The sequence below is a fragment of the Sneathiella sp. genome (assembly GCF_002694385.1).
In the GTDB taxonomy this organism is placed as follows: domain Bacteria; phylum Pseudomonadota; class Alphaproteobacteria; order Sneathiellales; family Sneathiellaceae; genus Sneathiella.
Genome location: NZ_NZMB01000023.1, coordinates 37,267 through 60,436 on the forward strand (window position 1 = coordinate 37,267; position 23,170 = coordinate 60,436).

Below are 23,170 nucleotides of genomic sequence, written 5' to 3' on the forward strand. Positions count from 1 at the left end.
TCCCGCCTTTACTTATTTTCTATAGGGTAACCCGGCACGGCGACCTGTTCTTTCAGTGGTTGCCAATTTCCGCCTTGCGCACTTTTCAGAATTGCGTGGCAGACCTCCAACGTCGCATGGCCCCAGCGGGCATTCTGGACGGGGAGATGGTTTTCCCGCACCATCTGCCAAATCGCGTCCATGACATGTCTGCGACCGGCAGCGAGCGGCTCAACGGGAAGTGTTGTCACGGCCTCATCCCCATATATCCGGATTTTTTCAGGGCCGATGCGAATGTCCGCATGATCAAGACTGAGCATAAGCTCGCCAAAATGCTCATTTCCATCGGGATCGCGTGGCAGTTCGCCAAGGCCAAAGCCCCGCATGGCTTTCAGGGCGGTCTCTTCCTCCGGATTTTTCACCGTTCGCAGTTTTCGCCGGGCTGCACCATACTCCGACGGATCCTTGCGCTGCCCCAACTCGCCCATCCAGCCCGCGCTCTCATCCCCATCATAATGCGCATAGCCGGAATAAGTCAGGTTCGCGGTGACGCCATTTTCAAATTCCAGCAGCGCCATATAGGCCCCTTCTGACGGACGGGCCTTATCCCAGTTACCCGTCAGCGCCGTAACCCGCCGCGTCTTTCCCCCCGCAAGCAGACGGACAATGTCGATATGATGGACGGCCTGACTGAAAATAACGCCGCCACCGGTTTTCGTCGTCAACTCCTCCGCCCGCCGGGGACGATACATGAAATCGGTGTCATAGTTCGCCCGGATCATACGCAGAGCGCCATATTTTCCGGACTTGATAATCTCCAGCGCCATGGCGATTTGCGGATCGAAACTATGGCTAGGCCCGACGGCGACATGGCGATTGTTATGGTCCGCCGCATTGATGATTGCGCGGCTGTCATCAAGCGAGAGTGCTACCGGTTTTTCGATGAGCACATGCCGCCCGGCCGCAAGGGCCGCAAGGGCATGCTCCCTATGTAATTGATGCGGACTTGCGACATACACCAACTCAACCGCCGAATTGTTCAGCATTTCGGAGAGAGTTTCATAAGCCGGTGCAGAAAACCGGGATGCGAATTCTTCCCGCGCCTCAACGCGCGGATCCACCGCTCCCGCCAACCGGATCCGTTTATCGGCAAGAATTGAGGGAAGGGTCAACATAAAGGCTCGACCAAGGCCAACGACACCAAGGCCAAGCGCGGCGATCGCATTCGTCGACATCTCAGAGGTCAATCGTGATCTCCTCGTCTGCCGCGCGTGAGACACAAATCATAATGAACCTGTCCCTCTCCTTGTCACTCAACACCAGATCCCGATGCTCCACATCCCCGTCTAGCAGGACCGTTTTACAGGCGCCGCAGGTGCCGCTCTCACAGGAGGAGCGTAAATCATACCCCCGTTCACGCAGAGTTTCGAGAATGGTCTGGTTTTTCGGAACCGTGATCCGCGCACCGGATTTTTTTAACAAGACGGTGAACTCCCTGTCATCGGCCTGGCTCACCTCGACCGGCTTGAAATCCTCGAAATGAATCTGCTGCTCCGGCCAATGCCCGGACATGTCCCGGACATCTTCCATCATCATCTTCGGGCCACAACAATAGACATGCGCCGCCGTCGGCTGCTCAAGATGCGGCCAGAGATCATAAAGATGCGCGGGATCGCCCCCATCATGGTGCAGGATGACATTGGCGGCAAAATCGGCGGTCTCCAACTCGTCAGCGAAAACCGTATTTTCCCGCGACTGGGTGCAGTAGATGACCCGGAAATTCTGATGCCCGTCTGCGGCCAGCTTGTGACACATGGACAGGATCGGCGTAATGCCAATACCTCCGGCAATGAAGAGATATTCATTGGCAGGGACCAGTTCGAAATTATTTTCAGGCGGCAGGATTTTCAAAATATCGCCCGCCTGAGTTTTCTCCACCATGCTCCGCGATGCGCCCCGCCCCACCCTGTCCGCACGAACGGCGATGAGATAGCGATCCCTCTCCAACGGGCTGTTGGCAAGAGAATATTGCCGCATACTACCCTCAGGTGTCCTTACACCGATGTGCGAACCTGCGGAAAAGGTCGGCAACTCACTTCCATCAACGGGCTTCAATTCCAGAATACCATGATCAGGCCCGACAAGCCGTTTGTCCGTAATGACAACTTTTATAAATTCACTTTCCATCATATTTCCGGATACTCAGTGCTTTTAAAAATTATATTAGATATCTAATTTTATTTTTGCAAGGGCTAGACAAACCCGCAGTTTCGATTCTACATTGTTTTCTTAGATGTCTAAATTATTTTGGAGGCTCCAATGCTGACGCCAGAAGAGAATGATCTCTTGTGCCGTGTGGAAGGAAATGCGCCCATGGGGCAATTGATGCGCCGTCACTGGATACCGGCGTTGATGTCAGAGGAGCTCGTTACCGACGGCAAGCCTGTCCGCGTTAAATTGCTGGGCGAGGAGCTTGTCGCCTTTCGTAATTCCGAAGGTAAAGTCGGGCTGCTGGATGAATTCTGTCCGCATCGCGGCCCTTCTCTCGCTTACGGCCGCAATGAACAATGCGGGCTTCGCTGCCTTTATCATGGCTGGAAATTCGATATTGAAGGAAATGTGGTCGAAATGCCGTCCGAGCCGGTCGGCACGCCGATGAAAGAAAAGACAAAGATCAAATCCTATCCGACAGCGGAGGCAGGTGGCTTTGTTTGGGCTTATATGGGGCCGGCGGCGGAAAAGATAGCATTTCAGCGCCCTCCCTTTTCCCCCAATGACAGCACGCAAGTCTCCATTACCAAGGTAAAGGTTCCTTGCAACTGGGCGCAAATACAGGAAGGGCAGATCGACTCTGCCCATTCCTCCAGCCTGCATTCATCCGATATGGTACCGGCCCGCGTTGAATCGGCGGGCGCGACATCGACCAACTGGACACGCCCCTCCACAGACAAAGCCCCGCGCATGATCTCGCAGGTGACGCCATATGGTTTTCGCTATGTTGCGTTACGCAGGCCAATCAAGAATGCGCAAACCCATGATTATGCCCGCATTACCGTTTACGTCGCGCCGTTCATCTCCCTGATACCGCCGAATTCCTCCTATAATGTGGCGAGTGTGGTCGTCCCGGCCGATGATACTTCCACCTGGTTCTATTTCATCTCCTGGGGTGGTACGGATACAGTCGGCACGGACGAATGGCGTGCCTTCAACCATCTGGTGAAGGGCGTCGATATTGACGAGCATTACAATTCCCGTCGCACCATGGACAATGATTTCGGACAAGATCGCGATGCGATGGCCAGCGGGAACTTCACCGGCATCAAGGGCATCCCCAATCAGGATATCGCCATGTGGGTCAGCATGGGAAAAATAGCGGACCGCAGCCGTGATACTTTGGGGGCCAGCGATATTGCCGTCGTCGAATTCCGTCGTCTCATGGTGGAGGCGGTGAAGCAGTTCCGTGATGGCGCCGATGCCGCCATCGGGACAGCAGAACCGCGGGTGCCGCAAATCGAGATTGCCTCCTATCAGGGGATTGTCTCCAAGGGAACGGACTGGCTCACCCTTGGCACGCAGGCAACCGAACAGGCCATCCTAAACAATATGGCAAAGGCAGCTTCCTGAGTTCTCTTGCGGGAAATATCTCTTGTCGCCCTAAAGATTCCCGGCTCCCAAACTCCTTGTTGAGGGGATTTTCTTTCCCTCGGCAAGGGCGTTGGCTTCATCAAGCGCAAGATTTCTCACCATTTTCAGTAACGCGCTACGCACCACCTTCTGCGTTTCCTCATCAATGCCCGCCAGTGCAACCTGGTTCACCTCCTGCGCCAGCGGAACCAGCTTGCTTTCCAGCGCCTTCCCTGCCTTGGTCAGGAAGATATATTGCTTCTTCAGATTACCTTCGCGGCGACGGCGGGTCACATAGCCAAGTTCAACCATCTTGGTGATCGCCGTATGGGCTGTCGGCTCCGTCAGGCCGACCTGTATAGCCAGATCACGCTGGGTAACACCATCGCGATGCCACATGGCGCGCAGAAAAATCCAGTGACCGAAGGAAACGCCGTAATCGGCAAGCCGGGTCTGCAATGAACGGTTGAATCCACGCGCCAGATCCCGAACCAGATGGGCAATACGATCATCCGGATTTATCTGATCCCAATGCGCCAGAATTGCACGGGTTGTCGCATCCGCCTCGATCCGTTCTTTTTCCGATTTGTTCATGTTCGCCCATTTCCGTGGATCACAACTCTACGCACAAGAGGCTTTTTCCTTTGCCCGTAAATACTGCACTGCAATACAGTTTACCCCTTTCTTAGAGGAAGGGAAACCATTGCGTTACAAATATTAACCATAACAGGCGCGTTGTCTTATCGGCCGGATAACCTCATGTTTCAGATGCTGAAAGATTTACATACTATTCGGCAGCAGCAGGGATATAGCCGGAATAAACAGCAGCAACAAAAGGATAGCGCCTTCCGCAATCAGAAATCTGGATATACCCGCGAAAATTGAACTCAACTCCACATCTCGCCCGACAACCGCCTTGATGACAAAGGCGTTGAGACCCACAGGCGGTGTAATCAGGCCAATTTCCAGCAGCTTGACGACGATGACACCAAACCAGATCAGATCCATCCCCATATTCTCTATCAGAGGTACAGAAACGGGCAAAGTGAGCAGCAGGATGCCAATCGGGTCCAGAAACATGCCCAGCACTAGAAACATCAGGCAGATCACCCCGATGACAACCCAGTCGGAGACATTGGCCGCCTCGATATGATGGATGATCCAGGGGGATACTTCCGTAAGGGAAATGAAAGAGACGAAAATCTTCGCGCCGAAAACAATCATGAAGATCATGGCCGTCTGATAGGCCGTTTCTTTCAATGACTCAAAAAAACTCGACCAGGTCAGCCGCCGGAGGATAAAGCCGAGGAGCACCGCAACGCCCGCGCTGATGGCCGCCGCCTCTGTTGTTGTGAAAAAGCCGCCATAGATACCAACCACGATGATCAGAAACAGCAGAATTGCGGGCCACGCCTGAGCGGCTGCCCGCCGCCGGGCGCCCGGGACCCGCTCTTCCCCGAAAGTGGGCGCTTCCGCCGGATTTATTTTCACCCAGAGCATGACAACGATAATAAACCCGGCAATGGATACGAGACCTGGCAGAATGCCCGCCAGAAACAGCTTGCTGATGGAGGTTTCCGTGAAAATGCCATAAAGAATGAAAGGCACACTCGGCGGTATAAGGGATCCCAGTGTGCCGCCAACCGCCACCGAAGAGGTTGCAAGCCGAGGACCATACCCCGCCTTCAGCATTTCCGGCGTGCAGATCCGTCCCATTGCGGCCGCGCAGGCAACACTGGAACCTGTAATTGCTGAAAACCCGCCACAGCCAAGAATGGATGCAATAGCGAGTCCGCCTGGTAGCCTCGCCAACCAGACCCGCGCCGCATTATAGATGTCTGTCGTAATGCGGGCATGAAACGCCACCTGACTTAGCAGAATAAACAAAGGCACCATTGTCAGTTCAAATGAATGCACGAAGGCATAGCTGTTTGCCGTGACAATCGTCGCCGCACTACGCCAACCGGCGTCCATATTGAACTCACCACCTTCAGGCCAGGCATAGAAAAGGAAGGTGCAGCCAACCGCCACCGCCCCTAAAGCAAAGGCAATGGGAACCCGCAGAACCAACAGCAGCACGACCAGCAGAAAGCCGCAAATTCCGAGCATAAACGGATCCATCTGCTATTCCTTTACTTTCGGTTCATCATAATCATAGAGGCGTAACAGGTCCGTGATCAGAACCAGCAGCATACGGACAAGCATCAGCGCAAAGCCGATAAAGAACATAGTCCGGCCCGGCCATTCCGGCAGATACAGGTCACCATCAAAATAGCTGCCATACTCAATCGCCGTCACAAGATCCATCCATGTGGCATATGTCAGCGGCACAACCATCACCAGACCGACAAAGGCTGCGAACATATCCAGCAGGATACGCGCCCGGCCCGTCGCCCAGTTGGTAAACAGCTCCACCGCGATATGGCCGCGATCAGCGGTCACAAAGGCCCAAGGCAGAGCCACCAGTGTCACCATCAATTCCCCCGCGATAATCAGATCATCTGGAATGATCGAGCCCACGAAATACCGGGCAACCACGGTGACAATAATCATGGAACCGAGAACAGCTATGCCCGCACAGGAAATCCACAGCCCCAGCTTTTCGAGCCAGACAAGGATTGCCGGATCAAGCCGACGCAGATCCGACAGATCCTCTTTCGGGAGGCCTATTTCCTGTTCCACGGATAGCCCTGCTCATCACGAATTTTTTCATATTTTGCGATCAGCGCCATATAGCTGTCGTAAATGTCCTGTGCCGGGAGGCCTTCGGAATTCATCCGCTCGATCCAGCCGGGAACCTTGTCATAGCCCATCTGTTCGAGTTTTTCCTTGTCCGCAGGATCCATCGCCGCGACTTCAACCGGATCATCACCGCTGGTCATACGTTCCAGAGCTTTCACATTAGCTTCGGTCAGCTGCTGTGCAAACCGGTCAATGAAATCCGATGTGATTTGGCGAATAATCTCCTGATTTTCTTTGGAAATCTCGTTAAAGGCATCTTTATTCATCACAATGCCATAGGACAGATGCTGCCCCCAATTCAGCTCCGTCAGCTTCTTGGCCACTTCATTCTGCTTGAACACCTCGATGGCATAGAGATAATTCTGGTTACATTCGACCACCCCTGAATCAAGGGCAGTATAGACCTTGCCCTGGCTCATCCGGACCACATCTGCCCCGAGATCTTTCAGCACGTCGCCATAGGAGCCCGCCGCGCGAATCTTGGTTCCCTTTATATCATCCAGCGTCGTGATGAACTTGTCTTTGCAGAGAATCTGGATCGCGCTGGTCGACAGGTTTGTGAGATAGACAAGGTTGAGCTCATCGAACATCTTCTGCAATGCCGGATGGGTCAGAGACAGCTCATAGATAGCCCGCATCCCAACCCAGACATCGGCATTGGCAATCGGCACATCACCCACGCTGTAGGCCGCCAGTTCTTTCGGCGTATAGGCGGATATGATCGCAGCAATATCCGCCGCGCGGTTCCCAACCCCCTTCAGGCCGGAGCGTGAATCAAGCAACGCGCCGCCCCAGTGAATATCCGCCGTTACCTCGCCGTTGGTCCGCTTGCCGATTTCATCGGCCATCCATTGCAGGTTATTGGCCTGTACGCCCCGGTTCGGCTGCCCTTCAGACCAGCGTAGCTTCGTTTGCGCCAGCGCTGTTGTCGAAAGTGCAACAGCAGCCGAGAGCGTTACGGCGGCCACAGCCCTTGTCCAGTTTCTTGTCAGTCTCATTTGGTAGGTCTCCCGCGTTGATTTTTCCATATGGAGTAAAACCCGCTCTCCCGCTCCTAGCCGGAATTATCGGTTTCCACCCCTTCCCCGTCGTCTTATTTTTATTTCTTATTTCACAAATTTATTAGATATCTAATTATTGTCAAGGAGCAATGGTGCCCCACTCAAGCCCGCTGTCAATATGACTTTGGCAGCCCCAGAACATGCTCCCCAATATAATTCAGGATCATTTCACGGCTAACGGGGGCGAGCCGCGCCAGAAAGATTTCCCGGAAATATCGTTCGACATGAAATTCCTTCGCATAGCCCATGCCACCATGGGTCATCACGGCCCGTTCAACCGCCGTAAACCCCGCTTCTGCCGCCAGATATTTCGCGGCATTCGCCTCCGCCCCACATGGCTTTCCGGCGTCATAGAGCTTCGCGGCCTGGAAACACATCAGGTTGGCCGCTTCAAGCTGCGCCCAAGCATCGGCGAGTGGGTGCTGGATGCCCTGGTTCATTCCGATGGGGCGACCGAACACCACGCGTTCCTTCGCATATTCCACGGCCCGGTGCAGTCCAGCCCGGCCATAACCGACAGTTTCCGCGCCGATCAGGATGCGCTCCGCATTAATGCCATGCAGAATATATTTGAATCCCTTGCCCTCTTCTCCGATCAGATCATCTTTGGAAACCGGCAGACCATCAATAAACACGGCGTTTGAATCGACTGCCTTGCGGCCCATTTTGTCAATTCTCTGCACATCCACATATTTGCGGTCGAGATCTGTATAAAAAAGCGACATGCCACCGGTCGGTTTGCTGCATTTATCGCGCGGCGTTGTGCGGACCAGCAGCAAGATCTTATTGGCCCGCTGGGCAGTGGAGGTCCACATCTTGCGGCCATTGATAATGTATTTAGTGCCGTCCCATTCGGCCCTAGTCTCGATTGCCGAGGTATCGAGGCCCGCATTGGGTTCCGTCACACCGAAACAGCAGCGGTCTTCCCCGCGGATGAGCGGCGGCAACATCCGCTGTTTCTGCTCCTCCGTCCCGTAGGCAACGATGGGGCTCGGCCCGAAGATATTGATATGAACCCCGCCTCCGCCCGTATATCCCGCCCCGGATTCCGTGATGGCCTGCATCATGATGCAGGCCTCCGTAACGCCAAGACCTGCCCCGCCATATGCTTCCGGCATGGCAATGCCGAGCCAGCCATCCGCCGCAATATCCTCTACGAATTCTTCTGGAAACTGACCATCGGTATCCCGCTCCAGCCAATAGTTAGCGCTGTATTTCTGGCATTTCCTGTCGATGGCATCACGAATTGCCATCTGTTCCTCGGTCCATCCCAAATCGATCATTACTCCCTCCAATTTTTCCTGACGGGATCTGTCGCTAAGCCTGCTTGCTGCAGGTCTCGACAATTCCGGCCGCCATCAATTTTTCGATATCCTTCTCCGAAAAGCCAATTTCCTCGAGCAGCTGAATGCTATGCTCACCAAGCTCCGGGGCGCGACACGCGGGACGCTTCGTAACGCCGTCAATCCAGAGTGGGCTGTTGACAGTACGATCTGCCTTTCCTTCGAGACCATAAAGTGGCGTTAAAGCGCCGCTGGCATTTGCCTGAATATCCTCCGGGATATCCCGCAGCCGGTGAACGGCGCCAAAGGGAATGTTTTTCGCATCCAGCCGTTGTTGCCAATACGCCATATCGCGGGAGAGAAAGATCGCATCGAGAATTTCGATCAATTCGCCCGCATGGGCGTGCCGTGCCGCCATAGTTGCAAAACGGATGTCCTGTTGCAGTTCCTCCCGCTCAATCACGGTCAGCAGATCAGGCCAACGCTTCTGTTCCGGCAGCAAGACAAGGTGAAACCAGCGATCATCCGATGTGCGATAGAGATTATGAAGGGCATTATCCGCCGTCTCCCGCGCCGGACGATAATCATACTCCGCCCCGGCCAGCATTGCCTGCACCTGCACCGAATTGCACCACAGACCATTGGCCATCAGGTTCGATTTGACGGACGCGCCCTCGCCCGTTACCTCCCGGCGATACAACGCCGTCATGATCGAGGCAAAAAGGGTGATCGCGGAGATATGATCTCCCATCCCAAGGGCAACGCGGGAAGGCGGCGCATCCGGCGCCGGGCGAATAGTGTCCATCAGCCCGGTTCGCGCCCAGAGCGCCGTGTGATCGAAGCCGGACCTTTCCGCTTCGGGTCCCTCCTCCCCATAGGCGGAGAAGGATGCGTAGATAAGCCGCGGGTTCAACGCTTTCAGATCATCATAGGCAAGGCCCAGCTTTTTCCGGCTTTTGAGCGGGGTATTCAGGATCAGCACATCCGCGTCACGCAGCAGCCGGTGAAAAACGGCCATCCCCTCCGGCGCCGCAAGGTCCAGGGCAAGGCTGCGCTTGTTGCGGTTATCCATCTGCCAACTATAGGCGATCTCGCATGGCGGGTTGCCCGCTGACAGATGCACCTGGCGATAAGGATCCCCTGTTCCGGGCGGCTCCACCTTGATCACATCCGCTCCGAAATCCGCAAGGATTGCCGCTGCCGCCGGTCCGGCGATATAGCTGGACGCATCCAGCACACGGAGACGGGAAAAGAGGGTATTCGATGCCGATGCGGGAGAGTTCTCAGCCATATCAGCGGCCCTTCCAGACCGGGGCGCGCTTTTCGGCGAAGGCGCGCGGGCCTTCCTTGCCATCTTCACTTTCCCAATCGACCTGAATGCGCTTCTCATGCATATGGTCATAGAGCGGCCGCCAAGCATACCGCAGATCAAAAGCCCGCTGGAAGGTTTCCTTCTGGGTCTGCACGGCAAGCGGTGCCTGCTTGGCAATGATTTTTGCAATTTCCAGCGCGCGTTCCACCAGCCGTTCCGCCGGGACGATTTCCGTGACGATGCCAAGCTCATAGGCACGCTGTACGGGCATACGCTCCGCCGTTCCCATATAGGCCATGCGGCGGATCGGCCCCTGCGGTACGCGCAGCGCCATGCCCAGCATTTCCCGGAGTGGCACCCAGCCGACGCTGACATGCGGTTCAAGGAAGCTGGCACTTTCCGACGCGATGGCAAAATCCGCCTGCCACATGAAATGCCAGCCACCCCCGGCGACAACGCCATTCACTGCGCAGATGACAGGCTTGAAGAAGTCTTCGGGCACATCGCCCCAGGCATCGAACCCCGTATCACCCGCCTCGGAAGCGAGCTTCATATCGGCGCCGGTGCAGAAATGGCGTGTTCCTGCACCCGTCAGAACCACCGCCCGCACCGCGTCACTTTCCGCAAGTTCCGGCCATAGCGCAATCAGCGCATGGGCCATGGCGGCATCGCTGGCATTTCCGGCTTCCGGCCGGTTGAGGGTTACCAGCGCAACGCCTTCATCAATCTCGCAAAGAACCGGTTGATATCCCATTATAAACACTCCCTGTCTGGCGCTTTTGCGCAGTTTTTATATAACGGAATGTTTAATTAGATATCCAAACCAGTCAAGTTAGATATCTAAGAAAAAGGCGTAAATACTACAGAATGAATAGCTCTCGACATAATTATTATAACGCCGGATGCCCTTATCACGATCAAATAAAAAAGCTCCCGGAAGAAGATAATCTCCCGGGAGCGGTATACACACAACCCATCAAAGCGGAGATCTAACGGGCGGCATAGCCGCCATCAAGCGCGAGTTCGGTTCCGGTCATGAAAGAGGATTCGTCACTGGCAAGGAATAGCGCGCCATAGGCAATCTCGACCGGTTCCGCCCGGCGACCGAGCAGATTACGCCGTTTCACCAGTTCGGCGAACTTCTCCTGCGAGATATTGCGCGTGGCGAGCGATCCGTCGAACATCGGCGTGACTGTCCCTCCGGGATGCAGGGAATTGCACCGGATATGATAGCCAAACTCTGCCACCTCGACCGCAACCGCCTTTGAAAAAAGACGGACACCGCCCTTTGACATGGTATAAATGCCGGCTCGTGCTGTCCCGACAAATCCGGCGGTCGAGGAAACATTAATGATGGACCCCATCTGTAGATCCCTCCCCCGATGCTTCATATGCCGGATGGCGTATTTGCAGCCGAGAAACACCCCCTTCAGATTAACATCACAAACTTTGTTATAAATCTCGACAGTCGTGTCCTCAATCGGTGTCTGGTCGCCGACACCGGCGCAGTTCATGAGCACATCAACCCGGCCATACTGATCCGCCGCCTTTGTGAAGGCCGTCTGCCAGTCCGCCTCGGATGTTACATCCATCGGCATAGCAAGGGCGGAGCCGGCCGCATCTGTGATACTTTTAGCAGCTTTGCCGCACGCCTCTTTATTGAGGTCGCAAATGACGACATTTGCCCCCTCCTCCGCAAAAAGGGTTGCGGTGGCGAGGCCTATGCCGCTGCCCGCGCCGGTGATGATAGCAGTTTTCCCCGCAAGTCGCGCCATTTCTCCCTCCATCAGATCGGAAACCGTTCGCGCGTCCAGGCGACGAGGCGGTCCAACATACGGTTCAGCGTCTCGTTGCCGTTATCCCCTTCATCCGGTTCGAAGTAATGCAGCGCTTCCGGAATATCCCAATATTCCTTGTCCTCTGACTGGATGGTGTTGAAGGTCACCTGGGAATGGGTGGCCGGGAAAACCTCCAGGTCCTTGCCCGCATGGATAACCACCGCGGGTTCAGTTATGGACGGCCCGCTATGCAGAATGCTCGCGTTTGAAGACAAACCCGACCATGTGGAAAGCCAGCCATGCGGCGTCATAACCCGGGCAAAACCGAACCGCTGAAAATTCATCAGATCCGGACGCGGACTCATGATCGATCCATAACCGCGCGGCGAAGGGTCCAGCGTCTTATCGGCATAATGCAAATTCGCCATTGTCCGGTAGATCACCATGACCGGTTCGAAATACTGCTGCTGCATCACCCGGCGCTGTACATCGGCGGGAAGGTCTTCAAAATATTCGCTGCCATGTATCCGCGCAGCATCCTCCGCTTCCTTGATCCATTCACGGGCAATACTGTCGAGCCGCTGGACACGGGCAAGCTGACCGTCGCGGAATTTTTTAACAAACTCCGGAGAATATTCCACCCACTCTGGTGCTGGTTTGAAACCGTTCGCCGGATCATACATATCAAATTCCGGATTGGTTTTAAGCGGGTCATGCTCATCCGCAACGGACGGATCGATGACCTCGTTGATGATCAGGCCTTCGCCTGTATGCGCCGCCATATAGATATGGGCATCGCCGGGAATGAGTTCCGCCTTTTCAAGCCCGGTTGGGCGACCCCCGGGGGTAAATTTGATACGGTCTTCTGGCTTCGCGACCGCCTGTGACTGATAAAAGGAGAACAGCGATCCCCCACCGGAATTGCCAAGCAGGATGATCTTTTCAGCCCCGTTTTCCTTGAGCCATTTCATATAGGCGGCGATATCGAGAACCAGCTTTTCATGCAGGCAGTCGGAATCATTGTTAAGGCTGCGCATATTCGCGCCCATGCAGCCATAACCCGCCTTCAGAAATCCGGGAAAGGCATGATGTTCGGAAAAATCCCCGCGCGGATGGGCCGCAATGACAACCACCTTCGGATTTGGATTGTTATCGGGCCGCCAGAAGGTGCCGCGCACCCGTGTCTTGTCCGCCGCATCGAGCGTCACGGCAATGCCGGTTACCCCTTCAACCGGATCACGGAAACGGATCTGCGTTCCATGCCAGTATGTTTTGGAAAGTAGTCTCATAGCCCCAGGGTCCTCCACGTAATTTTATTATATCAAAGCATTGTATTTGGCAGGATGAGTGACAGTATCGGGAATGCCAGCAGCAACCCGAGAACAATTATTTCCGCGATCAGGAAACGGCTAATTCCGGCGAAAATGGTATGCACGGGAATATCCCTTCCCACCACCGATTTGACGACGAAAGCATTCAGACCAACCGGCGGAGTGATCAGGCCGATTTCCAACAGCTTGACAACAATAACCCCGAACCAGATCAGGTTATATCCCATGCCCTCAATTAACGGCACGGTGATCGGCAGGGTGAGCAGCAGAATGCCGATCGGATCAAGAAACATGCCGAGCAGAATAAACGCGAGAGTGATCAAGCCGATAATCATCCAGTTGGCAAGATTGGCATCCTGAAGTTCGGCAATCAGCCAGGGCGCAACCCCGGTGAGCGAAATAAAGGAAACAAAAATCTTGGCGCCAAAGGCAATCAGGAAAATCATCGCCGTCTGATAGGCGGTTTCACGCAGTGAATTGATGAAGCTTGCGAGATCAAGCCGCTTGAGCAGCACACCGATGATGGTTGCCACAACAACGCTGATTGCCGCCGCCTCGGTTGTCGTGAAAAAGCCACCAAAAATTCCGAAAATGATAATGCCGAACAGGGTAACCGCCGGCCAGGTGCGAAGCGCCGCCCGGCGCCTGTCTCCCCGCTTGAGTTCCATCTCCACCACCGGCGCCTCTGCCGGGTTGAATTTAACCCAGATCAGGACAACGATGATAAAAGCAACGAGAGAGATCAGCCCCGGAAGCAAGCCCGCCATAAACAGCTTGCTCACCGACTGTTCCGTGAAAATGCCATAGAGAATGAAAGGAACGCTCGGCGGAATGAGGGAGCCAAGCGTCCCACCAACCGCGACAGATGACGTTGCAAGCCGCCGCCCATATCCATAGCGCAGCATCTCCGGCGTACAAATACGGCCCATCGCAGCGGCGCAGGCGACGCTGGAACCGGTGATGGCGGAAAAGCCGCCGCACCCCATGATCGAGGCAATGGCAAGCCCGCCCGGCACCCGGGCCAGCCAGACCCGCATCGCATAATATATATCCGTCGTTATACCCGTGTGAAAGGCAAGATGGCTGAGCGCGATAAACAGCGGCAGCATGATCAACTCGAACGAATGTACGAAATCATAGGTGTTCGATGTCAGAACCGGCGCTGCCGCCCTCCAGCCGCGAATCAGGTCAATTTCGCCGCCGACTGGCCAGGAGTAGTAAGCAATGGTGCAGACTACGGCGACGGATCCCAGCGAAAAGGCAATGGGAACACGCGCGATCAGCAAAATCAAAACAGCGAAAAAGCCGCCAAGTCCAAGGAGAAGGGGATCCATCAGAGTAAATCTTTATCTGTAGTGACGCTTTCGCGGCGATAATTGTATAATCGACACGCATCATCCCTGAGTAAGAAAGCAAAGCGCGCCAGCATCAGGGCATAGCCAAGAAAAAACATCAACCGCCCGGGCCATTGCGGTAGATACAGATCCCCATCGAAATAGCTGCCATAATCAATTGAGGTCATCAGCGCACTGCCCACGGCCAGCGTAAGGGGAACCATCATAACGAGGGCGGCAAAAGTGGACAGAATATCCAGCCAGATATTACCCCTGCCCTTTACCCGCGTCGTAAAAACCTCGACCGCGATATGACCGCGATCCGCCGTTACAATGGCCCAGGGCAAAGCGACCAGCGCAACCATAAGCTCGCCCGCAATAATAATATCGTCCGATATGGCCGAGCCGAGAATAAGGCGCCCCGCAATGGACAGAGTCACCAGCAGCGCCAGAACAACAATCGCAATGACGGACAGATCAAGACCGGCTTTCTCAATCACCGAGAGGAAGCGCGGACCGGGCAGATTTTCCCGGTCCAGCCCCGCGCCAGATTCTACTTCGGCGCCCATGGATACCCCTTCGTATCCCGAATTTCCTCATATTTCGCAACCAGCTTCAGATAGGTATCGAAAATATCCTGCCCGGGAAGACCGGCATCATTCGCCCGTTCCACCCAGCTATCAAAATATTTCATCCCCTGGGCTTCCAGCTTCGCCTGCGCCTCTGGCGTCATCTTGGCAACCTCAACGGCATCGGCCCCTTCGGTTATTGCCTTGAAGCTTTTGTCATAGGCTTCGATCGAGGCCTTCGCGTGCACATCAATGAACTCGGAAGAAAGATCCCGAACGAGTTTCTGCTGCTCGGGTGTCAGGTTATTAAAGCTGTTTTTGTTCATAACCACGCCAAAAGCAAGATTCTGCCCCCAGTCAAGCCGGGTCAGCTTTTTGGCAACTTCATTCTGTTTGAGTGCGTCGATGGCCGTCATATAATTCATGTTGCAATCAACAACCCCGGAATCGAGAGCGCTGTATACCTTCGGTTGCTCCATGCGCACCACATTGGCGCCGAAATCGCTGAAAGCCTGACCATAAGGGCCAACAGCGCGTATTTTCAATCCTTTAAGATCATCCGTTGTCTCAACATGTGTGTTCTTACACAGAAGCTGCACCGCACCGGTTGTCACATTGGTCAGATAGACGAGATTCAGATCGTCCCACATTTTTTGCAGGGCCGGATGAGTCGTCGCAAGTTCATAGATTGCCCGCATGCCAACCCAGATGTCGGAATTGGCCAGCGGCAAATCGCCAATACTATAGCCAGTCAGTTCTTTCGGATTATAAGCAGCCACAATCGTACCAACATCCGCCGAGCCACTACCGACGCCAACCGTCGTTGCACTCCATTTCAGCAGTGCCCCTGCCCAGTGAAAATCGACTTTGACTTCACCATTGCTCTGTTTGGCAAGCTCATCTGCAAACCATTCATAGGTTTCGGCGCGCGCGCCCCGGTTCGGGTTGCCATCAACCCAGCTCAAGGCCGTCTGGGCAGATGCGCCGCCCGGCCCGAACGCCATCACCGACAGCAAACTGCCGCCGAGGAGCGCCATAGTTTTAAGGTGACGTTTCATTTTCACTCCCTATCAAATTTATTTTCCCTGACGTCCGCTCACACAGATATTCATCTTGTTTCGCCGATATTATCGGCCCTTGAGGGGATCGCAATTACGCTGTCTGTTTTTTAAGCTGACAGCCTGTTTCCTTGCCTCCCAGGAAACTTGCCGCCACTAATACTTAGATGACTAAGTTTAATGAGTTTGGCCAGCGCCGAATATAATGTCAAGTTCAAAAGTCATAACAATTCTAAACAAGAAAAAGATGCTTATATGCAGAAAAATTGAACTGTCGATTAGACATAATCAGGATATTAAAATAATATTTTTATCATTATAATACATATAGTTAACAATTTTTTATGATCTGAAATATAAATTATGATCGACCTCCAGATTTGCGGATTCGGTCTTTCCAAAAGGTCCTATCGCAATTGGTTTTTGCTATAGAATAGCCGGTTTTTTACACCTCTCGAAATGATGCCATCCATCAATCTGACAGGCCATTACAGCAAAAAACCAGCCGCAGCGAATAGAACAAAAGGGACAAGGTCGGCCGCTCATAAGAAATGGTCCGCTGACCCCACGCACGGCAGGTTCGGGCATACCGGTAGATTATTCTAGCGGAGGGATTTAACAGATCGCGCAATCATATATGCGCGATAATCTGCTGGAACCCACTCGCCTCTCGGAAAGGCAAAACGGGATCAAAGTCACATAATATCAGTCTGGCGTTGACTTTCGGGCGGACAATCTATCATTCAGCATGGCAATCCACATATTGATCACATCACCTTCATGTCCGTTTGCCTCCTCCAGGCTGCCCTGCATGGACAGCCCACGAAACAGGCAAACGGTCATCTGCATGATGATATCACGATCCTGCTCCGCGCCCGTTCCTTCAAATATCTGGCGCCACAATGCCTGGCGCAGGGCCGACAGCTCATTAAGAGATTCCACTAGTCCCTGATGCAGCTGCTCATCACCACGAGCCGCCAACATCAACTCCAGCGCAGCCACATATTGCGGATGGCCGAAAATTTCCTTCCACAGAAACCGGATATAACTTTCAACGGTAATCTGCACGGCCGCATCCCCGACCACCGCAGCACGCTTATATTCCCAATCCTGAAGCAGATATTTAAACGACGTAATGACAAGATCATATTTAGTTGGGAAATGATGTGTCTGGGCGCCGCGGGAAACACCGGCTCGCTCCGCAATCATTGTTGTCGTCGTCTTTTCATAACCAACATCGGTAATGACTTCCAGTGTCGCCCGGCAAAGCCGGTCTCTCATCTCCTGCGTCCGTTCCGCCTGGGATCGATGCGCTGTCTTCTTCATGGAAAATTCTCAACCCACTATTAATAAAATTAACTTCATTTCCTGCAAAATTCCGGCGGATATCGCCTGCGGCCCCTCAATAAACCATTGCATGGACAGAGTCACCGCAAGAAATAGAATAGCCGCCTATTGACAAACAAACAAACATGTTTGTATTTTTAAATCACTGGAGACCCTTCTTATATGGCACGCATCATAGAAATGGGTTTTCAAGACGTCAAACAGGAATACAAAATGATGTATCCTGACAGATGAGCCTCAACAGGGAGATTCAACAAATGGGAAAGTTTAAAAAGACGGCTGTGTCCGTCCTTGCACTGGGCGCGCTGCTTCTCGCTCCCGTCATTACATCGAAGAGCAGCCTCGCCGCCGACACGAAATGGATCAGCGGAGGTCTTGGCACCGAAAGCTCCGATGAAGGCAAGGCTGCCAAGAAATTCCGCGAACTGGTCGCCGAACGTTCCGGCGGGCGAATCCAGATCAATCATCACGACGGCGGACAACTTGGCAATGGCCAGGAGCAGATGGAAGCGGTGTCAATCGGCACGCAGCAGATGTTCATTTCCGCCGGATCGCAGGCCTCCCGCCTCGTCAAGGCTTTCGGCGTCATCGATGCGGCTTTCCTGTTCAAGGATTTTGCGCATATGGATCGCTTCATGAAATCCGATATGGGGCAAGAGCTGAACCAGCAGCTAATTGACGAATTTGGCGTGCGTGTCGTCGCCTCCAATTGGTATTCGCTGCCACGTTGGCTCATGCATAAAAGCAAATTCATTGAATCCGTCGATGATGTGAAAGGCGTTCGGACCCGCACCGCCACCGTACCCATGTATGTGCAGAATTATGAGAATATGGGCGCAATCGGGGTGCAAATCGCATATGGCGAACAGTATCTGGCGCTCAGCCAGGGTGTTGTGGAGATGACCGAATCTGCCGCCAACCGCATTCTGCCAACCAAACTTTATGAGGTTGCCCCCTATATTACCGAGGCGGATATGATGTTTCCGCAGGTCAGTGTTTTTGTAAATGAAAAAGCCTGGGCAGCGCTTAGCCCGGAAGATCAGAAGCTGATCACCGACGCGGCAGAGGAAGCGGGCGATTATCAGACCAAGCTGGCTCAGGATGGATTCGCCAAGCAGCGTGAGGAAATCATCGCCAAAGGCGGAAAGTTCCAGCGTATGGATGAAAAAGTACGTCAGCAGTTTGTCGAGAATACCAGCAAGAATATCGACATCATGGTTGAAAAGGGCCTAATGCCCGCTGGCTGGTTTGAAAAAATCACGGCGCTCCGGGAAGTCAACTGACGTTCCAGCCCTTCGGACAATCCGGCAGGCCCCTTTCCAGTTTCAATCCGGTCGGGGCCTGCCGCAATATCCATATCTTCGGGGATACAAACAATCATGCGCCGTCTATTCGAAACATTCTGCATCGGGCTGGAGAAAATTACCGGGATCATATGCGTCCTGTTGATGTTTACCATTGTCATCGCTATGGCCTGTCAGATTTTCTTCCGCTATTTCTTTAATTTACCCCTCCCCTATACGGATGAAATCAGCCTGATTTCACTGACCTGGATGACCTTTCTCGGTGCCGGATGGATTTATCGGCGACGGGCGCATATTACTGTCGAGCTTCTCTCGGAAACCGGATCCCAAACGCCTTTTCTGCGTATCACCGATTTTATCGGTCAGATCAGCGTTATCGCCATTCTGCTACTGCTGGCGTCACAGGCGCTTGAGCTCACGCCGCAGGCCATGCGCCTTGAAATGGGAACATTGGAGTTGTCGCGCTTCTTCATGCATTACCTGCCTTTGCTGATCAGCTGTACGGTTATTGTGATATTCGCCATCGAACATGCCTTTAATGCCTTCTTCGCGCAGGCAGAAAAAGAAATGCATGTCGTCACGTCGGCTTCGGAATAAGGGGACGCACCATGTTGTTTGCAATCATACTGGCGCTGTTCCTGATCCTGATATTGATCCGGGTGCCAATCGCCTTCGCGATGCTTATTACTGCCGCTGTCTATCTTCTAGCAGCAGATATCTCGCTTGTCCTGCTCGCCCAGAAGGTGGCGGGCGGCGTTGATTCCTTCTCCCTGCTCGCGGTGCCGCTGTTCCTGCTGGCGGGATTCCTTATGAATACGATGGGCATTACCGAACGGATCTTTGCTTTCGCCGGGGCGCTTGTCCGCCATATTCCGGGCGGGCTCGGGCATGTCAATGTTCTCGCATCCGTTATCTTTGCAGGGATGTCCGGCTCTATCATTGCGGATGCTGGCGGGCTTGGCGCGGTGGAGATCAAGGCCATGCGTGAGGCGGGCTATCGTGATCGGTTCAGCGCTGCCATTACGGCCGCGTCGGCATTGATCGGCCCGATCATTCCACCCTCCATTATCATGGTGATCTATGCCTTTGTGACCGAGGTCTCGGTCGGGCGGCTGTTTCTTGCCGGTGTCATTCCGGGCCTGCTGATGGCGGGCTCCATGATGATACTGATCTATTTCCTCGCCAAAACCGGACGCGAGGTATGTCCCGTTCTGCCCCGCGCTGATTTCAAGGAGGTACTCAGCACTTTTCATGGAGCCATCCTTCCCATTCTCGCGCCGCTTATCCTGATCGGCGGCATTATGAGTGGCATTTTCACCCCGACAGAGGCAGGCGTGGTCGCGGTGGTTTATGTACTTATCGTCGGACTGTTTCTGTTGAAATTCAGTTGGCGTCATATTGTTCATGCCACGGCGGAAGCGGCGACGGCGACGGCGGCAACCCTCTTTATCATTGCCTGCGCCGCCATTTTCACCTGGATTGTCTCCACCGCCAATATCCCACAGATATTCAGCGAGTTTGTCAGCGGCTGGGTAACGACACAGGCCGGTGTTTTCATGGTCATCATCATTTCTGTTTTGCTGCTCGGCACGGTAATGGAGGGGCTACCGATCCTCATCGTCTTTGGTCCGTTATTCCTCGCCATTGCCACCAATGTCGGGATTGATCCCATCCATCTCGGTATCGTCTTCATCATGAGCATCATGATCGGCGGTATCACGCCGCCGGTCGGCATTACCCTTTATGTGGTCATGGCGATTGCAAAGGTGCCGCTGCCGGATTTCATGCGGTCCATCTGGCCTTTCTATTTCGCCATCGTTGCCGTCATCATCCTACTCGTGTTTTTCCCGGCTCTCTGCCTCTGGCTGCCGGATATGGCTTTCGGGTAAACGGCAGATACAGAATCAGAAACCGGAAAACGCATCCCGATGACAGAAATTATCTATTGCCAGCTCGGCTATGCCGCAACTGGCGCCGCTTTCAATCTGGTCAGCTGGTGGCGGATGAAGCAGGGTATGAAACCCCTGACCGCCACCAGCCCGGCCAAAGGTATGGTGTCGATGCTCGTGGTGGCACTCATCACCTTATCCTTCCCGCTGGTTGCGGGGTGGATTTATCGCGCGGGCTGGATCTATCTCATCCTGCGCATCGTTCCGGGGGGGATACTTAAACATTTGAAATCACTCTTTATTGACAGGGACATGACGCACTATGCCTCCTTTAAGGCCGGGGTCATTGCCGCCTCTATCAATATTGTCGGCATTTCACTCGGGATAATCGGGCTGATATACAGCTTTATTTCAGGGCTGCCCACATAAGCCTCGCCTGCCATCGCTGGCTGTATGCGGGAGTTGGCCCTCTTCTGTGCTTTGCACGTCATGCCGCTTAAACGGCAGCATGTCCCCTAAATGGCAGCGGACGACCCATTGAGCGAATTATGCTTGACAGGGTCGTCCTTGCCCGAATATAACAAACAAACATATTTGTTTGTTATTTAACGAGGCCATCAAACAGACAAACTGCCGGGAATGTCCGGCGGGCGGGAGGTCCGAAACATTGTTCAGACTGTTTGCATCCATCTTCATCGCCAGTGTTATGGCGTTTCTGGTGTTGCCAGTCATTTTCATTGTCTGGGTGGCTTTCTTTGACAGCTCATTCCTCACCTTTCCGCCGCCGGGTTATACTCTCAAATGGTTTGCCGCGGCTGCGGAAACCCCGGTTTTTCTGAATGGCTTTATCACCAGCATGATTGTTGCCGCCATTTCCTCGACCATTTCCGTCATTTGCGGAATTATGGCGGCGATGGTGCTTGTCCGGCATGAATTTCCGGGGCGGGATGTACTGAACGGTTTGCTGCTCTCTCCGCTCATTATTCCGAACATCGTGCTCGGCGTCGCGCTTTACATCTTTTTTATCGCGGTGACTGACCTTTTTGCCTTTGATCCGATCTCCAGCAACGTCGGCCTCATTCTGGCCCATTCCATGCTGGTGATGCCCTGGGCGGTACGTCTGATCGGCGCGAACCTCCTCGGCATGGATCGTTCCGTCGAAGAGGCCGCGCGCAATCTCGGCGCCTCCAGCAGCACGGTTTTTTTCCGCGTTACCTTGCCGCTGATGCGCGGTGGTATTGTTGCCGCCGCCCTCTTCAGCTTCATCATCTCCTTTGAAAATCTGGAACTATCCCTACTGATTGTCAGCCCGGGACGGACGACACTGCCGATCGCGCAGATGCAGTATCTGGAATTCAACATGGATCCCACAATCGCCGCCGTCAGCACCGTGCAGATCATTGTGATCGCCGCCCTGCTGCTGATCACCGACAGATTCTTCAAATTGAGCAGGATTGTGTAATGGCCTCTCTCCACATCGAAAATGTGACGAAAAACTTCGGCTCGGTCAAAGCGATCGACAATCTCTCCCTCACAGTAGAAGGTCCGGAACTGATTGCTCTTCTGGGGCCGAGTGGTTGCGGCAAGACGACACTGCTCCGGATGATTGCCGGTTTTATCGACGCGACTTCAGGCATCATCCGCATCGGCGAACGGGATGTCACCAAGGTCCCCCCGAACCAACGTAACACCGGCATGATTTTCCAGAGTTATGCCCTCTTCCCGCATATGACGGTCGGAGAAAATGTTGGCTTCGGGCTTGAAATGCGCAAAATCGCCAAGGAAGAACGCCGGAAACTGGTGAAAGAGGCGCTCTCTCTTGTCCATCTGGATGGTTATGAAGACCGCTATCCCAAACAGATGTCCGGTGGACAGCGGCAGCGTGTCGCCATTGCCCGCGCGCTTGTCATCAGGCCCGATGTTTTTTTGCTGGATGAGCCGCTCTCCAACCTGGATGCAGTTCTTCGCCAAAGTGTCGGCAATGAAATCCGAGCGCTCCAGCAGCGGCTTGGGCTGACTTCTGTCTTTGTGACCCATGACCAGAAAGAGGCCCTGATGCTCGCCGATCGGTTGGTCGTGATGAAAGCAGGACGGATCATGCAATCGGGCAGTGGGGCTGAAGTCTACAACCGGCCTAATTCGCGCTTTGTTGCCAGCTTCCTCGGGAAATCCAACTTTTTCACGGGCCATTGCAATGGCGGTGGTCATTTCAACACGACAAGCCATTTACAGCTTCATTGCCCGAAACCAGCCAACGGGACCGCCGATTACACCTTGCTCAGCGTTCGACCGGAAAGCATCCGTCTCGGCCCGGAAGCCAGCAGCTTTGATAACAGCTTCGAGGGCAAGGTGGAGCGGGTGACCTATCTCGGCTCCCTCACCGAAGTCGAGCTCAGACTGACGGCGGAGGATCTGATCACGGTTCAGCTACAGAACCGGCCCGGCCAGACTTTCAGCGCCGAGACCGGCGCAAATGTCGTCGCCGGCTGGTCTTCGGACAGCACACATCTGATTGCCGATACGGAAACCGCCGTACCGGCCTGAGAAAAGACAGAGTTT

The 23,170-nt window shown here is 54.0% G+C and carries 22 protein-coding genes; 7 read left to right on the top strand and 15 right to left on the bottom strand.

Going from position 1 to position 23,170, the window contains the following annotated elements:
• Positions 1–8 precede the first annotated feature (8 nt).
• Complete coding sequence (locus tag CMN55_RS16010; protein ID WP_293951130.1) at positions 9–1,226, bottom strand: Gfo/Idh/MocA family protein; 1,218 nt, start codon at positions 1,224–1,226, stop codon at positions 9–11.
• Complete coding sequence (locus CMN55_RS16015; RefSeq protein ID WP_293951132.1) at positions 1,216–2,169, bottom strand: PDR/VanB family oxidoreductase; 954 nt, start codon at positions 2,167–2,169, stop codon at positions 1,216–1,218. The genes CMN55_RS16010 and CMN55_RS16015 overlap by 11 nt, the downstream gene beginning before the upstream one ends.
• Before the next feature lie 129 nt (positions 2,170–2,298).
• Between CMN55_RS16015 and CMN55_RS16020 the strand changes: the two genes are divergently transcribed.
• On the top strand, positions 2,299–3,603 hold the full coding sequence (locus CMN55_RS16020) for a Rieske 2Fe-2S domain-containing protein (RefSeq protein ID WP_293951134.1): 1,305 nt from the start codon (positions 2,299–2,301) through the stop codon (positions 3,601–3,603).
• A gap of 30 nt (positions 3,604–3,633) precedes the next feature.
• Here the strand turns inward: CMN55_RS16020 and CMN55_RS16025 are convergent, their stop codons facing one another.
• From CMN55_RS16025 to CMN55_RS16085, 13 genes are all read right to left on the bottom strand, one after another.
• The gene (locus CMN55_RS16025) at positions 3,634–4,197 is read right to left on the bottom strand and encodes a MarR family winged helix-turn-helix transcriptional regulator (RefSeq protein ID WP_293951136.1); all 564 of its coding nucleotides are present in this window, start codon (positions 4,195–4,197) and stop codon (positions 3,634–3,636) included.
• A gap of 186 nt (positions 4,198–4,383) precedes the next feature.
• Complete coding sequence (locus CMN55_RS16030) at positions 4,384–5,724, bottom strand: TRAP transporter large permease (RefSeq protein ID WP_293951138.1); 1,341 nt, start codon at positions 5,722–5,724, stop codon at positions 4,384–4,386.
• Between the two features lie 3 nt (positions 5,725–5,727).
• Complete coding sequence (locus CMN55_RS16035) at positions 5,728–6,285, bottom strand: TRAP transporter small permease (protein WP_293951140.1); 558 nt, start codon at positions 6,283–6,285, stop codon at positions 5,728–5,730.
• Positions 6,270–7,343 (bottom strand): C4-dicarboxylate TRAP transporter substrate-binding protein, encoded by a 1,074-nt coding sequence (locus CMN55_RS16040; RefSeq protein ID WP_293951142.1) that lies wholly within the window; start codon positions 7,341–7,343, stop codon positions 6,270–6,272. Before CMN55_RS16040 ends, CMN55_RS16035 begins: the two co-directional genes overlap by 16 nt.
• A gap of 176 nt (positions 7,344–7,519) precedes the next feature.
• Positions 7,520–8,686, bottom strand: coding sequence for an acyl-CoA dehydrogenase family protein (locus tag CMN55_RS16045; RefSeq protein WP_366932100.1), 1,167 nt, complete (start codon positions 8,684–8,686; stop codon positions 7,520–7,522).
• Between the two features lie 37 nt (positions 8,687–8,723).
• Positions 8,724–9,980 (bottom strand): CaiB/BaiF CoA transferase family protein, encoded by a 1,257-nt coding sequence (locus CMN55_RS16050; RefSeq protein ID WP_293951146.1) that lies wholly within the window; start codon positions 9,978–9,980, stop codon positions 8,724–8,726.
• A 1-nt stretch (position 9,981) separates the two neighbouring features.
• On the bottom strand, positions 9,982–10,755 hold the full coding sequence (locus CMN55_RS16055) for an enoyl-CoA hydratase/isomerase family protein (protein WP_293951148.1): 774 nt from the start codon (positions 10,753–10,755) through the stop codon (positions 9,982–9,984).
• 235 nt (positions 10,756–10,990) lie between these two features.
• Complete coding sequence (locus CMN55_RS16060; RefSeq protein ID WP_293951150.1) at positions 10,991–11,776, bottom strand: SDR family NAD(P)-dependent oxidoreductase; 786 nt, start codon at positions 11,774–11,776, stop codon at positions 10,991–10,993.
• Positions 11,777–11,787: 11 nt separating this feature from the next.
• Positions 11,788–13,068, bottom strand: a complete 1,281-nt coding sequence (locus CMN55_RS16065) for an alpha/beta hydrolase (protein ID WP_293951152.1) — start codon at positions 13,066–13,068, stop codon at positions 11,788–11,790.
• A 32-nt stretch (positions 13,069–13,100) separates the two neighbouring features.
• Positions 13,101–14,444: a TRAP transporter large permease gene (locus CMN55_RS16070; RefSeq protein ID WP_293951154.1), complete on the bottom strand. Its 1,344-nt coding sequence runs from the start codon at positions 14,442–14,444 to the stop codon at positions 13,101–13,103.
• Positions 14,444–15,013, bottom strand: coding sequence for a TRAP transporter small permease (locus CMN55_RS16075; protein ID WP_293951156.1), 570 nt, complete (start codon positions 15,011–15,013; stop codon positions 14,444–14,446). Before CMN55_RS16075 ends, CMN55_RS16070 begins: the two co-directional genes overlap by 1 nt.
• Complete coding sequence (locus CMN55_RS16080) at positions 14,998–16,071, bottom strand: C4-dicarboxylate TRAP transporter substrate-binding protein (RefSeq protein WP_293951158.1); 1,074 nt, start codon at positions 16,069–16,071, stop codon at positions 14,998–15,000. The genes CMN55_RS16075 and CMN55_RS16080 overlap by 16 nt, the downstream gene beginning before the upstream one ends.
• Positions 16,072–16,776: 705 nt before the next feature.
• Entirely contained in the window at positions 16,777–17,397 is a 621-nt protein-coding gene (locus tag CMN55_RS16085) for a TetR/AcrR family transcriptional regulator (RefSeq protein ID WP_293951160.1), read from the bottom strand.
• 278 nt (positions 17,398–17,675) lie between these two features.
• Between CMN55_RS16085 and CMN55_RS16090 the strand changes: the two genes are divergently transcribed.
• The 6 genes from CMN55_RS16090 to CMN55_RS16115 all read left to right on the top strand — a co-directional run bounded on the left by CMN55_RS16090 (position 17,676) and on the right by CMN55_RS16115 (position 23,155).
• On the top strand, positions 17,676–18,701 hold the full coding sequence (locus CMN55_RS16090) for a TRAP transporter substrate-binding protein (protein WP_293951162.1): 1,026 nt from the start codon (positions 17,676–17,678) through the stop codon (positions 18,699–18,701).
• A gap of 96 nt (positions 18,702–18,797) precedes the next feature.
• On the top strand, positions 18,798–19,319 hold the full coding sequence (locus CMN55_RS16095; protein ID WP_293951164.1) for a TRAP transporter small permease: 522 nt from the start codon (positions 18,798–18,800) through the stop codon (positions 19,317–19,319).
• 11 nt (positions 19,320–19,330) lie between these two features.
• Complete coding sequence (locus tag CMN55_RS16100) at positions 19,331–20,611, top strand: TRAP transporter large permease (RefSeq protein WP_293951166.1); 1,281 nt, start codon at positions 19,331–19,333, stop codon at positions 20,609–20,611.
• A gap of 39 nt (positions 20,612–20,650) precedes the next feature.
• The gene (locus CMN55_RS16105) at positions 20,651–21,040 is read left to right on the top strand and encodes a hypothetical protein (protein ID WP_293951168.1); all 390 of its coding nucleotides are present in this window, start codon (positions 20,651–20,653) and stop codon (positions 21,038–21,040) included.
• Positions 21,041–21,278: 238 nt separating this feature from the next.
• On the top strand, positions 21,279–22,073 hold the full coding sequence (locus CMN55_RS16110) for an ABC transporter permease (protein WP_293951170.1): 795 nt from the start codon (positions 21,279–21,281) through the stop codon (positions 22,071–22,073).
• Entirely contained in the window at positions 22,073–23,155 is a 1,083-nt protein-coding gene (locus tag CMN55_RS16115; protein WP_293951172.1) for an ABC transporter ATP-binding protein, read from the top strand. The genes CMN55_RS16110 and CMN55_RS16115 overlap by 1 nt, the downstream gene beginning before the upstream one ends.
• Positions 23,156–23,170: the final 15 nt, after the last annotated feature.